The following is a 14595-nucleotide window of genomic DNA, read 5'->3' on the forward strand; positions in this document are numbered from 1 at the left end:
TATCGGGAGCAGAAGATCGATCAGATGATCGCCCGGTTCAGAGAAGCTGAAGGCAAGAATCTTGGCTCAGACAATCCGTATGCCATCGCAACTGCTGCCGTTGCGGGGAACGTTTCTCTCCTGCTGCTCGATGGCCGGAAATTCTGGCCAGGCCAGATCGACCCGGCATCCGGCGACATCCTGCTCGATGAGGCTTCACAGGCTTCAGGCCGCGATGTGCTCGAAGAAATGGGCGCTGCCGTGCTTGCCCGAGGTGGCGAAGTCATTGTGCTGCTGCCTGAACGGATGCCCACCGAATCGGGGGCTGCGGCCATCTTCCGGCACGCCTGATCTTCTCATATCATCAAATTATCTGATTGGTGAATGCCAGACCAAAAGGGCGGGACGTTCCGGTTTCCGCCCTTAACTTTTATATTGGCGATTCAGGGATGGGCTTGCTCATCCGGATTGTTCAACCCCATCAAGCTATTCCTGACTGAATGGAAGCAACCAGAGAAATCTACTGGAATATCGATCACGGGACGGTTGCTCTCATGTACCTGATGGCGTTGGCGGCTGTTGCCGTGATGGTTTATGGATTCAGGGAGCGGATCGCCCTCTGGCAAAAAGGAAAGTCGCTGGATCGCTTTGATCATCTTCAGCAGCGTTTGGCACACTTCATTACCGACGCCCTGAGCCAGCGAAAGGTGCTGAACGTGATGCAGGGTGGGTTGCCTCATGCGTTGCTGTTCTGGGGCTTTCTGCTGCTCTTCATCGGCACCGTGCTGGTGATGCTGCAGGCCGACCTGCTGGCTCCTCTTTTCAGCGTGAACCTGCTCTCCGGCGACTTCTACCGGCTCTATTCGTTTGTGCTCGACCTTGCCGGGCTTGCGGCCATGCTGGCGCTCGCAGCGCTGGCTGTTCGGCGATTCATCATCAAGCCTGCCGGGCTGGAAACTTCTTCTGCTGATGTTGCCATTCACCTGCTGCTGTTCGCTATCCTTTTTTCCGGCTTTCTGATCGAAGGCGCCCGGATGGCCGTCACCGAAGTGCGTGACAATCCGGCGCTGGCGGCATGGTCGCCGGTCGGTGCGGTGTTCGCCCGTCCGTTTCTCGGTATGGATGAGCACCTTGTCAGAGGGGCGCATAAAGGCTTCTGGCTGCTTCATCTGCTGTTCGGACTTGGCTTCCTGGCCGTCATTCCCCGCACGAAGCTGCGCCACCTTGCCACCACGAGCGGTGGTAGCTTGCTCGAACCGCATGAGCCGACGGGGACCTATTCCGCGATCGATCTGGAAGATGAGCATATCGAGCAGTTCGGTGCATCGGTGGTCAGCGATCTCAGCTGGAAAGATCTGTTCGATACCGATGCCTGCATGCAGTGTGGCCGCTGCCAGCAGCGTTGCCCGGCCCACCTGACCGGCAAGCCGCTTTCGCCGATGAAGGTGATTACGGACATCGGCGAGCTGGCCGGCAACGAAAACGGCAAAGGGCTGGTAGAAAAAGTCTCTCGCGATGCTCTCTGGTCGTGCACGACCTGCCGCGCTTGCGAGCAGATTTGTCCGGCAAGCATCGAGCATATCGGCAAGATCATCGAAATGCGGCGCAGCCTTGCGCTCATGGAGGGCGAGTTCCCCGGCGACGAAGCCCGTCGAGCCTGCGAGGCGATCGAGGTGAACGGCAATCCCTTCGGCCTCTCCGCCACGTCGCGGGGTGACTGGGCCAAAGGCCTACCAGTGAGTATCATCAAAGGGAAGTGCGATGCGGATATTCTCTATTTCACCGGCTGCTACGCTTCGCACGACCCGCGCAATCGCAAGGTGGCTGAAAGCTTTGTACGAATCTGCGAGGCGGCGGGTGTGACGGTGGCTATTCTCGGTGGTGCGGAGCGCTGCTGCGGCGAGCCAGCGAGGAAGCTTGGCAACGAGTACCTCTACCGGATGGTGGCCGACAGCAACATCGAGGCCATCCGGGCATCCGGAGCGCGGCGCATCGTGACCGCCTGCCCGCACTGCTTCAACACCCTCGCGCGGGATTACCGTGAACTCGGCCTCGATCTGCCGGTTGAGCACCACTCGACTTTCATTGCGCGATTGATCAATGACGGAAAGCTCAAGCTGAAGCCTGAGCGCTTTACGGCGACTTTCCACGATTCCTGCTATCTTGCCCGTTATCAGGAGATTGCCGAAGAGCCGCGTGAGGTTGTTCGTGCTGCCGGTATCAAGCTCGTCGAGATGGCAGCATTCGGCAAGAATGGCTTCTGCTGCGGGGCTGGCGGCGGGCGCATTCTCGCCGAAGAGAAGCTCGGCACGCCGATTGTCGATGAGCGGTTGCGGCAGGCACGTCAAACTGGCGCCAAGAGCCTCGTTTCGGCCTGTCCGTTCTGCCTGAGCATGTTCGAAGATGGTCTCAAACGCGCGGATAGCCGTGAACCAATCAAGGCATACGATCTTGCCGAAATCGTCGCGCGCAGCATCGATCGAAAATGAGGGATCAGCTGTTTTTCCAACGTTAAAATGAGACGCATGTTGGTTACTCGCACCGAAATCAAAGAACGCACCACGCGCCTGCAAGCGCGTCTTGCAGCGGGCGGCATGCAGGCTGCGCTGCTTCTGATGCCGTCCGACATCTATTACTTCACCGGCACGCGGCAGAACTCGGCGCTCTGGGTTCCCGTGGAGGGCGAGCCCGTGCTGCTGGTGCGCAAAAGCCTTGAGCGCGCACGTGCCGAAGGGCTGATCGATGATATTCGCCCGTTTCCGAAGAGCAAGGAGTTGTCCGCACTGCTCGGTGGCGAAGGCGACACGGTCGGTATGACTTTCGATGCCGTTCCGGTGCAGCAGCATGGCTGGTATTCGAAAGTACTGCCGGGCCGCCGCTTCGTGGATTGTTCCATGATTGTCCGGGATCAGCGTTCCGTTAAATCCCCAGCCGAGATCGAGCTGATTCGGCGGAGTGCGGACAAGCTCATTTCGGTTTTCCGGGAAGTGCCCTCATTCCTGAAGGCAGGTATGCGCGAGCTTGACCTTGCCGCTGAAATGGAGTACCGGTTGCGCCGTCTTGGTCACGAGGGATTCGTGCGGATGCGGGCGTTCAATCAGGAGTTGTTCGGTGGCATGGCCGTGTCGGGCGGCGCGGCAAGCTACGGCTTTTTCGATGGAGCTGTTACCGGCAAAGGGTTGTCGAGCGCTGCGCCGCAGGGGGCTTCGTTTGAGGTGATCCGGGAGAATATTCCGGTGCTTCTCGATTTTGTTGGCTTGTTCGACGGCTATCTCGTCGATATGACCCGCATGTTCGTAATCGGCAAGCTCGACGCGGAATTGCGGCGTGCGTTCGAGGTTTCGCTTCAGATTCAGGAGGCCGTGCGCAACGCGATGGTGCCTGGAGCGATCTGCGAGGAGGTGTATCAGCAAGCCGCTGCAATGGCTGAAGATACCGGGCTTGGTGGCAACTTTATGGGAATGCCGGGCGAGCAGTCACGCTTTGTCGGCCACGGCGTAGGGCTCGAACTTGACGAGCTGCCGGTGCTGGCACAGGGCTTCGCCTTTCCGTTGCAGAAGGGGCAGGTGGTGGCCGTTGAACCGAAATTCGTGTTTCCCGGCAAAGGGGCGATCGGTATCGAAAACACTTTTGCCGTAACCGAAACGGGTGGCGAGCGGCTGACGGAACTGGCCGATGACTTGGTTCAGCTTTAAGTTCAAGGAAATTTGTATGATGTTGTCATGAATATTCTTGTCTGTATCAAACAGGTGCCAGACATGGCCGGGCACTTCGAACCGAATGAGGCCGCCACCTGGTTCGATGAGGCCGGACATGCCTGGAGGATGAACGAGTACGACACTTTTGCAGTCGAAGAGGCCGTGCGGCTGAAGGAGCAGCTCGGCGGTGAGGCCGAGGTGACGGTGCTCTCGATCGGCCCGGCAAGGGTAGTTGAGACGATTCGCAAAGCCATCGCGATGGGGTGCGACGAGGGCGTACACATCGACGATGCCGATGCTCCGGAGCGCGATCCCTGGCAGATCGCTTCGATGATTGCCGGGTTTGCCGCCGGGCGCGGCTTCGACCTCGTTTTCACCGGAATGCAGTCCGAAGACCGCAGCTCGGCGCAGGTCGGCGTACTCATCGCTGAGCGGCTCGGCGTCCCCTGCGTGACCGGCATCACGGCCTTCGGATGGCGGGACGGTGAAATCACCGTCGAACGCGAAATCGAGGGCGGAAGAAATTGCTCGATTCGCCTGAAGTCACCGGCTCTACTCACCTGTCAGCAGGGTCTCAATTCGCCGCGTTACCCGAATCTGCCCAGCATCATGAAGGCCAAACGGAAGGCATTGACTATCCTCACTCCGGAAGAGCTCGGGCTTGAAAAACCGAAGACTCGCTCAACGAAATTCCGACTTCACGAACGAAAAACCGCCGGTGTGGTGCTGGAGGGAGATGTCCAGATGCTTGCTGTTCAGGTGCGCGAAATTCTCGAAACGAAAACCGCTGTGCTCGGCAAGGGAGGCGCGCGATGAAGCTGCTGCTTGTTGGCGAGTACCGCGACGGACGGCTTGCCGCCGAAACCGCTGAGCTGTTCGGATTTGCTGCCCGGCTCGATGCAGAAGTGAGCATGGTTCTGGTTGGATCGGCTGACGATCTTCCCGCTTTCGATGGACGGTTCTATCTTGCCGATCTCGAAACGTATGGCGAATACCAGCCCGACGTGCATAAACGACTGGTGTTTGAGGCCATCGAAGGCGAGCAACCGGACGTCGTCGTTTTTCTCCACTCGTCCTATGGCTGGGATTTAGCTCCGAGGATCGCTGCTGCAATGCAGACGGCACAGGTTTCCGGAGTCGTCGGCATCGACGATGGTGGCTACGTGGTCGAGAGCTGCAACGGCAAGATGCTCCGTACGGTGCACCCGGAGACGCCGGTTGCCGTGCTGACCCTTCAGCCCGGAGCGTTCGAGGCTCTGAAAATGGACGCCCAACCCGAAGTGATCAAGCTTGACACCTCATCGGAAAGCGCGATCAAGTTCGTCGGTTGCCGTCAGCCGGAAGCGGGCGTTGATCTCACTCGCGCCGAGGTGATCGTCAGCGCCGGGCGTGGCGTGGGCAGCGCCGATCAGGTCGCGCTGGTCGAAGCGCTCGCTTCGGCGCTCGGCGGTGAGGTTGGCGCGAGCCGCCAGGCGGTCGATGCCGGATGGCTCGACCGAAGCCGACAGATCGGCACGAGCGGCCAGAGCGTCTCGCCTGCACTCTACGTGGCGTGCGGCATCTCCGGCGCGATCCAGCATCTTGCCGGCATGAAAGGCTCCGGCATCGTGCTCGCCGTCAACACCGACCGCGATGCGCCCATCGCCAGCGTGGCGGATGTACTCGTAGTGGCCGACGTGGCGGAGTTTCTGCCCGCCCTCGTCGAGGCGCTGGAGAAACGGTGATTTTTGTATCAACAGTAACGCAACATCGGATGAAATCAGGACACTACGCCTTCACCTATGAGATGGAGGTGCGCGACTACGAGTGTGACATGCAGGGCATCGTCAACAACAGCGTTTATCAGAATTACCTTGAACATGCTCGGCACGTGTATCTCAAAACGGTCGGAATCGATTTCAAAGAGTTCACCGAACAAGGCATCAACCTCGTGGTCGTACGCGCCGAGCTTGACTACAAATCCCCGCTACAAAGCGGCGACCGTTTCATGGTTGGCCTGACGATGGTGCGCGAGTCGCCGTTGCGCTTCGCATTTTATCAGGACATTCTGCGCCTGCCGGACATGAAGCCTGCCATCAAAGCTAAAATTATCGGCACTGCGCTCAACGAAAGGGGCCGCCCGCAAATTCCCGCAGAGCTCGACCGGCTGATGCAGGCGGGAGGATGAAGGACGATGATTACGAGTCGAAGCTGCGCAGGTTCAGCGAGTAACGCCCGTCGGCATCGACGGTGAGCAGTTTCCGTTCGAGCAGATTTTTCAGGTCACGCCGCGCTGTCATCTCGGAGACTTTTCGATAAAGAATCGAATAGGGCAAGGCAGTTTGAAGATCGTGAAGCGTGAACGGTTTGCCGGATGAGTCATCGAGCAGAAGCGTGATCAGATCGTTCTGCCTTTTGGAAATCGATTTTTTGCTGCTGAGAAAATGGAGATAATCTCGCATCACGAGTCCTCGTATGAGTAGTGCGATACGACTTTGCATCTGCTGTAACGATTCGATCACTCCGCGCAGGTTGAATTCAATAAATGGCGTAACATCCTTTTTTGCTTTGATGCTGTCCGAAAAGGCACTGTAATAGTCATCCACATTCCGGTAGTAGTAGTTCGAGAGCATCTTGGGGACGTAGCGGATTCCCGCTGACTGAAGCAGCTTGGCTTCGATCAAACGAGCTACACGCCCGTTGCCATCCCAAAAGGGGTGAATCAAAGAAAAATGGTAATGGGCCAGCGCCGCCCGGACAAACACGTGTTCGTTGAGGAGTTCGTCGCTGTTGATCCAGTCGATGAACTCCCGCATGAGCATCTCGATATCCTCGATGATTTTTGGCGGCGTATAAATGCCGCCATGCGCTTTGTCGCCAATCTTGACCATGCCGTTGCGGTACGTACCGGGAATGTTGTCCTCATACGGCAAGCCGCTTGTAATCTGCCGGTGCAGATCACGAATGTGAGATTCAGCAAGAATATTTGGATTTAAAAACAATGCAACGGCAAGAGCATTCGTCTTCGATGGTTTTGTTGTTTGCTGGTCAATCATCTTGTAAGCGTCGATCAGGTTGGTAATCTCAAGTCTGTCTTTTGCCGTATGGCCTTCATCGGGTATTTTCCCCTCATCAAGTTCTCTGACCTCCTCGGCGTTGAGGGAATTTCCTTCGATAGCGGCGGTTCCGGCGACCGAACTGTAAAGAAGTTCCGGATCAATCTTCGACGCCCACTTTGGCAGAATTGGCAGGTCATGGATAGCGTCGCTCAGCGTTTTCGCTTCGACAAGCAGCTTCTCGATCCGGGGCTTGTCGTACTGGTCGCAAAAGACGAATTTGCCAGCTTTAAAGGTCATAACCTCTTTCATGTCACCAGAAATGTTAGTGATTTTGTTACACTCAACACTATGCAGTATAAACTATTAGCTTGAGATGGCCGTTCATTTTTGTTAACAAAATGTTAGAGAATCGTTAAAGAAACTTCAGGCAATCTTCAGTAGGGATTTAACTCCTTCCTTTCGTTCTATGATTTGCCATACTGTTTTCATTTTTTTATCTGCTTATGAAACCACTCAAAGAGGTTGCCGGGGCGTATCTGGCGCTTTCGGAGGCGCAGCGGCAGTTGGTCGCAGGCGCGTATGACGAAGCAGCGTCCAACTGCCGCAAGGCGATGGAGATTTCGCATACGATGCCACCTGAAGAGGCGTTCGATCACGCCGGGTTCGATGCGTTCTGCCATGCCGGGCTGGCCGAGGCGCTGGCAGGGCTTGGCTCGTTCGGCGAAGCGCTCGAATCCGCCGACAAAGCGTTGCACCACTTCAATCGCCGCGGGGAGTTGAATCAGGACGAAGGCAAACTCTGGATTTCGGCGGTCTATAGCCGCGCGCTGGCGCTCGACGGCCTCGGACGGGGCTCAGAGGCGCTTCCGGAGTTCAAGAAGGTGGTCGAGATGATCGAAGAGCGCAAGGGCGAAACCCCCGGTAAGGAGCGGATGAAAGAGGTCGCCTCTGAACGCATCACCAAAATCGGCGCGTCGAATCAGCACAAAAAGCCGGGCTACAAAGCCTGGTGGGAGTTCTGGTCGTGACCGAACCCGGCGCGATCCGGCGTGTGCTCGTTGTGCGGCTCAGCGCCATCGGTGACATCGTGCTGACGACGCCCGTCCTGTCCGAGCTGCATCGTGCGCTTCCGGATGCGCGGATCGACTACTGCACCAAGGCGCCCTTCGCGCCACTCGTCGCGTCGAATCCAGCCGTGTCATCGGTCGTGACGCCGGAGTCGCTTACGCCCGGCGCGTCGTACGAGCTGGTGGTCGATCTGCAAAACAATCGGCGCTCGCGCGCCCTCGTCCGAAAACTCCGGGTGGGCAAGGTCACTCGCTACCACAAGCGCAACTGGAAAAAGCTCTTCCTAGTGCAGTTCAAGATCAACGTTTCGGATGGCTACCAGTCGGTTGTCGAACGGTATGGCGAGGCGCTCGACGGTCTTGCGGTTCTTGCGCCAAAAGTCACCGCGCCGTGCAGCCTCTATCCGTCGCCGGAGGATCGCGCCTTTGCCGCCGATGTCCTCGGTGCGGACGGCCCGGTGCTTGCAGTCTGCTTCGGGGCGAACCACTTCACCAAGCGCTATCCACTCGAACGCTTCGCCCGGATCATCGAAATCGTCACCTCCGAAACCCCGGCGCGCGTGTTGCTGCTCGGTGGCAAGGAGGACGAACCGGAGGCCAAGAAATTAATTGCGATGCTTCCCGACACGGTGCGAAGCCGCGTGCTGTCGCTCGCCGGAAAGGCCAGTCTCATGCAATCTGCCGCGTTGCTCTCCAGAGTTGATGCGGTGCTCACCAACGACACCGGGCTGATGCACATCGCCTCGGCATTCGGCAAAAAGCTCTTCGTCATTTTCGGTTCCTCGGTCAAAGAGTTCGGTTTCATGCCGTGGGGTACGGAGTACGAGCTGTTCGAGACGCCGGGACTTTCTTGCCGACCTTGCTCGCATATTGGTCGAAGCAAATGCCCGAAACGGCACTTCCGCTGCATGATGGAGATCGCGCCAGAGCCCATTGCGGCACGCATCGTCGAAACGCTCAACAAGAACTCAGCATGAATATCTATACCTGGAATATCAATGGTATCCGCGCCCGGCAGGAGGCGCTCGCTGCGTGGCTCGACAGCCGCAAGCCGGACTTCGTCGTGCTCGAAGAGGTGAAGGCGCGCGAGGAGGAGATTCCCGAAACGATCACAGATTTTGCCGGTTACAGGAAATTCTGGAACGGCTCGTCGTTCAAAAAAGGGTACAGCGGCGTCGGCCTGCTGGTCCGCGAGGAGAGTCTCGGCGATGTCAGTTGCGAAGTACCGCCGTTCGATGTGGAGAACCGCACGCTCGTGCTGCACGCTCCGCAATTCACCCTGATCGGCACCTATGTTCCTCGTGGCAACGGCGCGGAGCACTACGCGGTGAAGCTTCGCTATCTTGCGGATCTGAAGGAATATATCGCCAGCCTCATTGCTGAGGGGCAGGAGGTCATTCTGGCCGGCGACATGAACGTGGCGCTCACGGAGATCGACGTGCATCGTTCGCAAAACAAGCCCGGCGCAACCGGCCTGCGCCCCGAGGAGCGCTCGGCCATCGAGGCGCATCTCGAACTCGGCCTGCACGACATTGTCCGCGAGCTGAATCCCGACAAGAAGGACCTGTTCACCTGGTGGCCCAACTGGAAGTTCGCCCGCGAGCGCAACCTCGGCTGGCGCATCGACTGCATCTACCTCTCCCCCGCGCTTGCCGGCAAGGTTTCCGGCGTTTCGGTCGATCTCGACGAGAAGAGTTCCGACCACGCTCCGGTGTCGGTGGAGCTTGCGTTCTGATCGGTTTTCAGCCCTTCCATCCGGCAGCCATCGCTCGTCAGTTGCGCGTTGGAAAACTGAATTAATATTCTTACTTTGGATGTCCTAAAACGCAAACGGTGTTCATGCGTGGCATGAAGCCGCGAAAGCAGGGATGCGCAATACCTGCTTTCCGCCATTTGCGCAGTTTGACATCACTCAAGAACCATTGCGCTATGAACAAACTCAAGCAGTACGAATGCACCGTCATCATTGACGGCGGCCTTCAGGACGATGCCATTGCCGCAGCCATGGAGCTGGTCAAAAAGACCATCACCGACCAGGGCAGCGTGATCAACAATGTTCTGGAAGTCGGAAGAAGAAAAATGGCCTACCTCATCGGCAAGTCATCCGTTGGATACTATGCGCACATCGAGTTCGACGCAGCTCCGTCTGCAATCGCCGAAATCGAGCGTGTGTTCCGCTACGAAGAAAACATCCTGCGGTTCCTCATCATCCAGCTGAGCTCCCCGCTGCTCGAAATGCGCAAGCGCGTCGAGAAGTACAGCGTCATGCTTGGCAGCCCGGAAGACCAGGCTGAGCCTGAATCCGAATCGACAGCCAAAAGCTGACCGCAGATCGATGACGGTTTTTGAATGAATGATGATTACGATACCATTTGAGAACAAAAAGGAGAAGATGCTATGGCGGAACTGAAAATGCCTGAAATCAACAGCGTCATTATTGCCGGCAACCTTACCAAAGACCCGGTCTTCAGACAGACCAATTCAGGTGGAACGCCAGTTGTGAATTTTTCCATTGCGTGCAATCGCCGTTTCAGGGACAGCAACCATCAGTGGCAGGAAGATGTCTGCTACGTCGGTGTCGTCGCCTGGAACAAGCTCGCTGAAAGCTGCCGTGACAACCTGAGAAAAAGCTCGGCTGTCCTGGTTGACGGAGAGTTGCAGAGCCGCACCTGGAAAGCCCAGGATGGTACATCGAGAACCGTGGTCGAAATCAAGGCACGGAGGATCCAGTTCCTCAACAAAAGGAAGAAGAGCGACGAGGGAGACTACGACGACGAAGGCTTCATCGAAGATGATGCGCATGAAACGCATCACAGGCATGTGGACGACGAAGGACACATGTATGAGTACAAATACCTCACTTCCGACTGAGACAAGTCGCGCTTCGATGCCGTAAGGCTGCAACGAAGCACGTGATCATGCAAGTTAAATTCTGAACAAGATCAATGAGACAGAAACCACATAAGGCAAAGGGCAACAAATCGCTTGGCAATGCCCTGGCATCAAAAAAGAAAGTGTCGAAAAATCAGGTTGTGTTTTTTGACTATCGTGACGAAAGAAAGCTGAAGCGCTTTATCAACGACCAGGGAAAAATCATTCCCCGCCGTATTACCGGTCTGTCGGCAAAAGAGCAGAGCCTGTTGACCCATTCGATCAAATGGGCAAGGTTCCTGGCCATCATCCCCTACGTGGCAGACGAGTACAAATAAGTGGTTGTCCACAAAAGTTTTAATTATTCAGAACGAGGAAACTGACCGTGAAAATAATTTTAAGAAAAGATGTGGCAACCCTTGGCGATGCCGGTGAAGTGGTCACCGTCAAGAACGGGTATGCCAATAACTACCTGATTCCCCAGGGCTTTGCCATCAGAGCTACCGAAGGCACCCTCAAAGCGCTTGAAACCGAAAAGAAGCAGCAGGCGCACAAAATCGAACAGCGTCGCAAAGAGGCTCGCGAACTGTCAGCCAAAATTGAGCAGATGACGCTCAACATTTCCACCAAGGCTGGTGAGTCGGGCAAGCTGTTCGGTACGGTAACTTCTGGCGACATTGCCGATGCGCTCAAGGCGCAGGGCGTCGAGATCGACCGCCGTAAAATCCAGCTCGAAGCTCCGATCAAGGCGCTCGGTAAATACGAGGCTGTAGCGAAAATCTATATGGACATTGCTGCAAAGCTGAACATCGTGGTTGGCGCCGAGGGTGCCGAAGCAGTGGAAACTGCCGAAGCTCCTGAAGCTGGAGAGTAATCGGATCCTTTCAGTTTTTTTCGGTAAAACATTTCCGAAAAATCTGGAAACAAAAAGCCTCATGGCCCGCCGGTCATGAGGCTTTTTTCTGTTCGGTTGTTGTAAAATCATCGGGGCTGGTGTACCATTTAATTAGACGGCCTCTCTTCCGCTCAAGCCGTGCATTGCGTAGTATTTACCCATCCAAACAAGGGAGAGCATTATGAAACAAACTCTTCTTCAGGAAAAATATCCCATCTACATTCTGGAGCTTGACAAAGAAGAGACGAGTTGTCGCGGCGTCGATGACATCATAGCCTACTTCCGTCAGAAAATCGAAGAGCATCCGGTAGCGGTGCTCATTGGTGAATTTGATCATTATGCCCACACCTCATCGCTGGAAGATGGGAAAATAGGCGAAGGGATCAGCGGCGGAAAAAATATTGTGTTCTGTTTTGGAAAAGAGCTGATGAGTCCCAAAATGCTCGCCGTTCGCCCCCGCTCGATCGGAGTGGCTGAAATGGATGGCCATTTCGTGATAAGCTTCCTGGAAGCTCCCAATCCGGTGGCCAACGCATCGATGGAGGAGTGGACGTTGGCATTGAGAAACCCGGTCCCCGCCTGATTCCGGAACCAGTAAGCAATAAAAAAGCCTCATGAGCACGGTGTTCATGAGGCTTTTTCACTTTAGTCCCGCGGGCAATTCCGCGCTTGGCTGTTCAGGTATCGAAAAGACACCTTCGCAACAATCCAGTCCGGGAAGTTGTCAGGCTGTAAACTGGCTGAGCATCCGGACATCGTTTTCAAACAGGAGCCGGATGTCGTCGATCTTGTAGCGCAAGAGCGCTGTGCGATCAACACCCATGCCGAAAGCGTAGCCGGTCCACTCTTCGGGATCGATGCCGCAGTTCTTCATCACGTTCGGGTGCACCATGCCGCAGCCCATGATTTCAAGCCAGCCCGACTTCTTGCAGACACGGCATCCTTTGCCGCCACACAGGTAGCAGGTGACGTCCACCTCGGCCGATGGCTCGGTGAAGGGGAAAAAGCTTGGACGGAACCGGAGCTTCACGTCGCTGCCGAACATCTGGCGGGCGAACGAGTAGATGGTGGCTTTCAGGTCGGCGAACGACACGTTCTTATCGATGTACAGACCTTCGAGCTGGTGGAAGACGCAGTAGCTTCTGGCGCTGATGGCTTCGTTGCGATAAACCTTGCCGGGGCAGATCACCCTGATCGGCGGTTTCTCGTCGAGCATCACCCGAACCTGTACCGGCGAGGTGTGCGTACGGAGCAGAACGTCACCATCGGGCTGGCCGCGGGTGATGAAAAAAGTGTCCTGCATGTCGCGCGCCGGATGGTTCGGCGGAAAGTTCAGTCGGTCGAAGTTGTACTCGTCGAGTTCAAGCTCCGGCCCAGTAGCAATGCTGAACCCCATCGCGGTGAAGATTCGCTTCATGTCGCCCAGCACCTTCTGCGCCGGATGTTCAGAGCCGCAGAACGAGCGGCGTCCCGGCAGGGAGAGGTCGATTGACGGCGCGTCAGCGTCAGCTTTCTGCGCAAAGCAGCTTTCAGCTTCTTCTATCTTCTTCTCAGCAGCCTGCTTGAGCGCGTTGAGCAACTGCCCTATGCGAGGTCTGTCAGCGGAATCGACGGTTTTGAGCTGGCCGAACAGGCCGGCGATTTTCCCCTTGCGCACGGTGAACTCAAGCTTGAAGGCTTCGAGTTCACCGGCGTTCCGGATCTGGTATTCGTCGATCTCCTGCTGCAGTTGTTGAATTTGTGACTCCATAGGGTGCGTTACATCATTACCAAATAATTAATCGAGAGCCGATTTGACGATCATCGCAAATGCTTCCGGATCCTTTACGGCGATTTCGGCCAGCGCTTTGCGGTCGATCTCGATGTTCTTTTTGTGGATGGCATCCATCAGGCGCGAGTACGACACGCCATTCTGGCGGGCAGCAGCGTTGATGCGCATGATCCAGAGCGAACGGAACGTTCTTTTCTTGACGCGGCGGTCGCGGTAGGCGTACTGCTCGGCTTTGTCAACGGCGTGCTTGACGACGGTCAGCACGTTGCCGCGTGAACCCCAGTATCCTTTGGCTTTATTGAGAATCCTCTTCCTTCTGGCTTTCGAGGCGACGGAATTGGTTGATTTAGGCATCGTGGTATCGAATTAATGTTTATAGACTTGTCTCAGGCGAGGATCATTCTCTTGATCTGCTTCTCTTTTGTCGAATCGACCAGCGTTGACTGGTGGAGACGGCGGGTACGTTTGCGGTTCTTGTGCTCCAGGTTATGAGAGCCATTCATACGCTCGCGTTTGACTTTTCCGGAACCGGTGGCCTTGAATCGCTTGCAGGCACCGCGGTGTGATTTCATTTTAGGCATGATCGTCAGTTTAAATGATAAAAGTCGTGCTTATCAGTATTGTTCGTTTATTCGTCGTCTTCCGGCTCTCCGGAATTATCCGGCGGTAGCGGTGGCAATGACGCAATCTTTTCAGCCATAGCCCTCTGCTTTTCGAACTGCTCGATTTTTTTCTTGTCGGGTTCGAAATAGACGAAGAGCTTTTTGCCCTCGAACTTGGGCTCGCCATCCCGGTTGGCGACCGTGCTGAGCCGTTCGGTCAGACGATTGGCAAGTTCGAAACCTTTGTCCTTGTAGATGATCGAACGGCCGAGGAACACGATGGTTGCCCTGACGCGGTTGCCCTTGCGGAGAAACTCTTCGAGGTGCGCGGTCTTGAAATCGAAATCGTGCTTGTCGGTATTGGGATGGAACCTCAGCTCTTTGAGCGACGTGGTCTTCTGCTTTTTCTTGAGGTCCTTGTCCTTCTTGTCCATCTTGTAGATCAGCTTTCCGTAGTTCTCAAGCTTGCAAACGGGCGGCTGAGCATTCGGCTGCACTTCAATGAGGTCGAGGTTGCGATCCTGGGCCAGGCGGCGTGCGTCCTGCGTTTTCATGATCTGCATGCCTCCTTCGGGCAGGACGACGCGCACTTCAGGCACGCGAATCTGCTCGTTGACCCTGTAGGAAGGTTTCGATTTCTGGGGTGCTGTTCTCTTTTTTCTCATTCGATCATG

The 14595-nt window shown here is 56.1% G+C and carries 19 protein-coding genes (1 of these 19 only partly in view); 14 read left to right on the forward strand and 5 right to left on the reverse strand.

Going from position 1 to position 14595, the window contains the following annotated elements; genetic code table 11:
- The 6 genes from CPAR_RS00535 to CPAR_RS00560 form a co-directional block, all read left to right on the forward strand.
- On the forward strand, positions 1–330 hold the 3' portion of the coding sequence (locus CPAR_RS00535; RefSeq protein ID WP_012501362.1) for a baeRF3 domain-containing protein. The gene continues 816 nt to the left of window position 1, outside the view; only the last 330 of its 1146 coding nucleotides appear in the window; the start codon falls outside the window, past its left edge; it ends in the stop codon at positions 328–330.
- A gap of 149 nt (positions 331–479) precedes the next feature.
- Positions 480–2468 (forward strand): (Fe-S)-binding protein, encoded by a 1989-nt coding sequence (locus tag CPAR_RS00540; RefSeq protein WP_012501363.1) that lies wholly within the window; start codon positions 480–482, stop codon positions 2466–2468.
- Positions 2469–2507: 39 nt separating this feature from the next.
- Positions 2508–3674: a M24 family metallopeptidase gene (locus CPAR_RS00545; protein ID WP_041466213.1), complete on the forward strand. Its 1167-nt coding sequence runs from the start codon at positions 2508–2510 to the stop codon at positions 3672–3674.
- Positions 3675–3701: 27 nt separating this feature from the next.
- On the forward strand, positions 3702–4493 hold the full coding sequence (locus CPAR_RS00550; RefSeq protein WP_012501365.1) for an electron transfer flavoprotein subunit beta/FixA family protein: 792 nt from the start codon (positions 3702–3704) through the stop codon (positions 4491–4493).
- Positions 4490–5401 carry an electron transfer flavoprotein subunit alpha/FixB family protein gene (locus tag CPAR_RS00555; RefSeq protein WP_012501366.1) on the forward strand — a complete coding sequence of 304 codons (912 nt, stop codon included), beginning with the start codon at positions 4490–4492 and terminating at the stop codon, positions 5399–5401. The genes CPAR_RS00550 and CPAR_RS00555 overlap by 4 nt, the downstream gene beginning before the upstream one ends.
- 29 nt (positions 5402–5430) lie before the next feature.
- On the forward strand, positions 5431–5844 hold the full coding sequence (locus CPAR_RS00560) for an acyl-CoA thioesterase (RefSeq protein WP_012501367.1): 414 nt from the start codon (positions 5431–5433) through the stop codon (positions 5842–5844).
- A 10-nt stretch (positions 5845–5854) separates the two neighbouring features.
- Here the strand turns inward: CPAR_RS00560 and CPAR_RS00565 are convergent, their stop codons facing one another.
- Complete coding sequence (locus tag CPAR_RS00565; RefSeq protein ID WP_012501368.1) at positions 5855–7024, reverse strand: Fic family protein; 1170 nt, start codon at positions 7022–7024, stop codon at positions 5855–5857.
- A 194-nt stretch (positions 7025–7218) separates the two neighbouring features.
- Between CPAR_RS00565 and CPAR_RS00570 the strand changes: the two genes are divergently transcribed.
- From CPAR_RS00570 to CPAR_RS00605, 8 genes are all read left to right on the forward strand, one after another.
- Positions 7219–7743 (forward strand): tetratricopeptide repeat protein, encoded by a 525-nt coding sequence (locus CPAR_RS00570; protein ID WP_012501369.1) that lies wholly within the window; start codon positions 7219–7221, stop codon positions 7741–7743.
- Entirely contained in the window at positions 7722–8759 is a 1038-nt protein-coding gene (locus CPAR_RS00575) for a glycosyltransferase family 9 protein (RefSeq protein WP_156773334.1), read from the forward strand. The genes CPAR_RS00570 and CPAR_RS00575 overlap by 22 nt, the downstream gene beginning before the upstream one ends.
- Positions 8756–9517: an exodeoxyribonuclease III gene (locus tag CPAR_RS00580; protein WP_012501371.1), complete on the forward strand. Its 762-nt coding sequence runs from the start codon at positions 8756–8758 to the stop codon at positions 9515–9517. The genes CPAR_RS00575 and CPAR_RS00580 overlap by 4 nt, the downstream gene beginning before the upstream one ends.
- 194 nt (positions 9518–9711) lie before the next feature.
- Entirely contained in the window at positions 9712–10107 is a 396-nt protein-coding gene (gene rpsF, locus CPAR_RS00585) for a 30S ribosomal protein S6 (protein ID WP_012501372.1), read from the forward strand.
- A 72-nt stretch (positions 10108–10179) separates the two neighbouring features.
- A complete protein-coding gene (locus CPAR_RS00590; RefSeq protein ID WP_012501373.1) occupies positions 10180–10653 on the forward strand; it encodes a single-stranded DNA-binding protein in 474 nt (157 codons plus the stop codon).
- 74 nt (positions 10654–10727) lie between these two features.
- Positions 10728–10991, forward strand: a complete 264-nt coding sequence (gene rpsR, locus CPAR_RS00595) for a 30S ribosomal protein S18 (protein WP_012501374.1) — start codon at positions 10728–10730, stop codon at positions 10989–10991.
- A gap of 47 nt (positions 10992–11038) precedes the next feature.
- Positions 11039–11527, forward strand: coding sequence for a 50S ribosomal protein L9 (gene rplI, locus CPAR_RS00600; RefSeq protein WP_012501375.1), 489 nt, complete (start codon positions 11039–11041; stop codon positions 11525–11527).
- Between the two features lie 202 nt (positions 11528–11729).
- Positions 11730–12131 (forward strand): DUF6858 family protein, encoded by a 402-nt coding sequence (locus CPAR_RS00605; RefSeq protein WP_012501376.1) that lies wholly within the window; start codon positions 11730–11732, stop codon positions 12129–12131.
- 141 nt (positions 12132–12272) lie between these two features.
- Here CPAR_RS00605 and pheS read toward each other — a convergent pair whose 3' ends face one another.
- The 4 genes from pheS to infC are packed head-to-tail and all read right to left on the reverse strand — an operon-like array spanning position 12273 to position 14586.
- Positions 12273–13298 (reverse strand): phenylalanine--tRNA ligase subunit alpha, encoded by a 1026-nt coding sequence (gene pheS, locus CPAR_RS00610; RefSeq protein ID WP_012501377.1) that lies wholly within the window; start codon positions 13296–13298, stop codon positions 12273–12275.
- Positions 13299–13325: 27 nt separating this feature from the next.
- The gene (gene rplT, locus CPAR_RS00615) at positions 13326–13673 is read right to left on the reverse strand and encodes a 50S ribosomal protein L20 (RefSeq protein WP_012501378.1); all 348 of its coding nucleotides are present in this window, start codon (positions 13671–13673) and stop codon (positions 13326–13328) included.
- Positions 13674–13705: 32 nt separating this feature from the next.
- Positions 13706–13900, reverse strand: a complete 195-nt coding sequence (rpmI, locus tag CPAR_RS00620) for a 50S ribosomal protein L35 (RefSeq protein WP_012501379.1) — start codon at positions 13898–13900, stop codon at positions 13706–13708.
- Between the two features lie 47 nt (positions 13901–13947).
- Positions 13948–14586 (reverse strand): translation initiation factor IF-3, encoded by a 639-nt coding sequence (infC, locus tag CPAR_RS00625; protein ID WP_012501380.1) that lies wholly within the window; start codon positions 14584–14586, stop codon positions 13948–13950.
- Positions 14587–14595: the final 9 nt, after the last annotated feature.

It is taken from the genome of Chlorobaculum parvum NCIB 8327, from assembly GCF_000020505.1.
Classification (GTDB): domain Bacteria; phylum Bacteroidota; class Chlorobiia; order Chlorobiales; family Chlorobiaceae; genus Chlorobaculum; species Chlorobaculum parvum_A.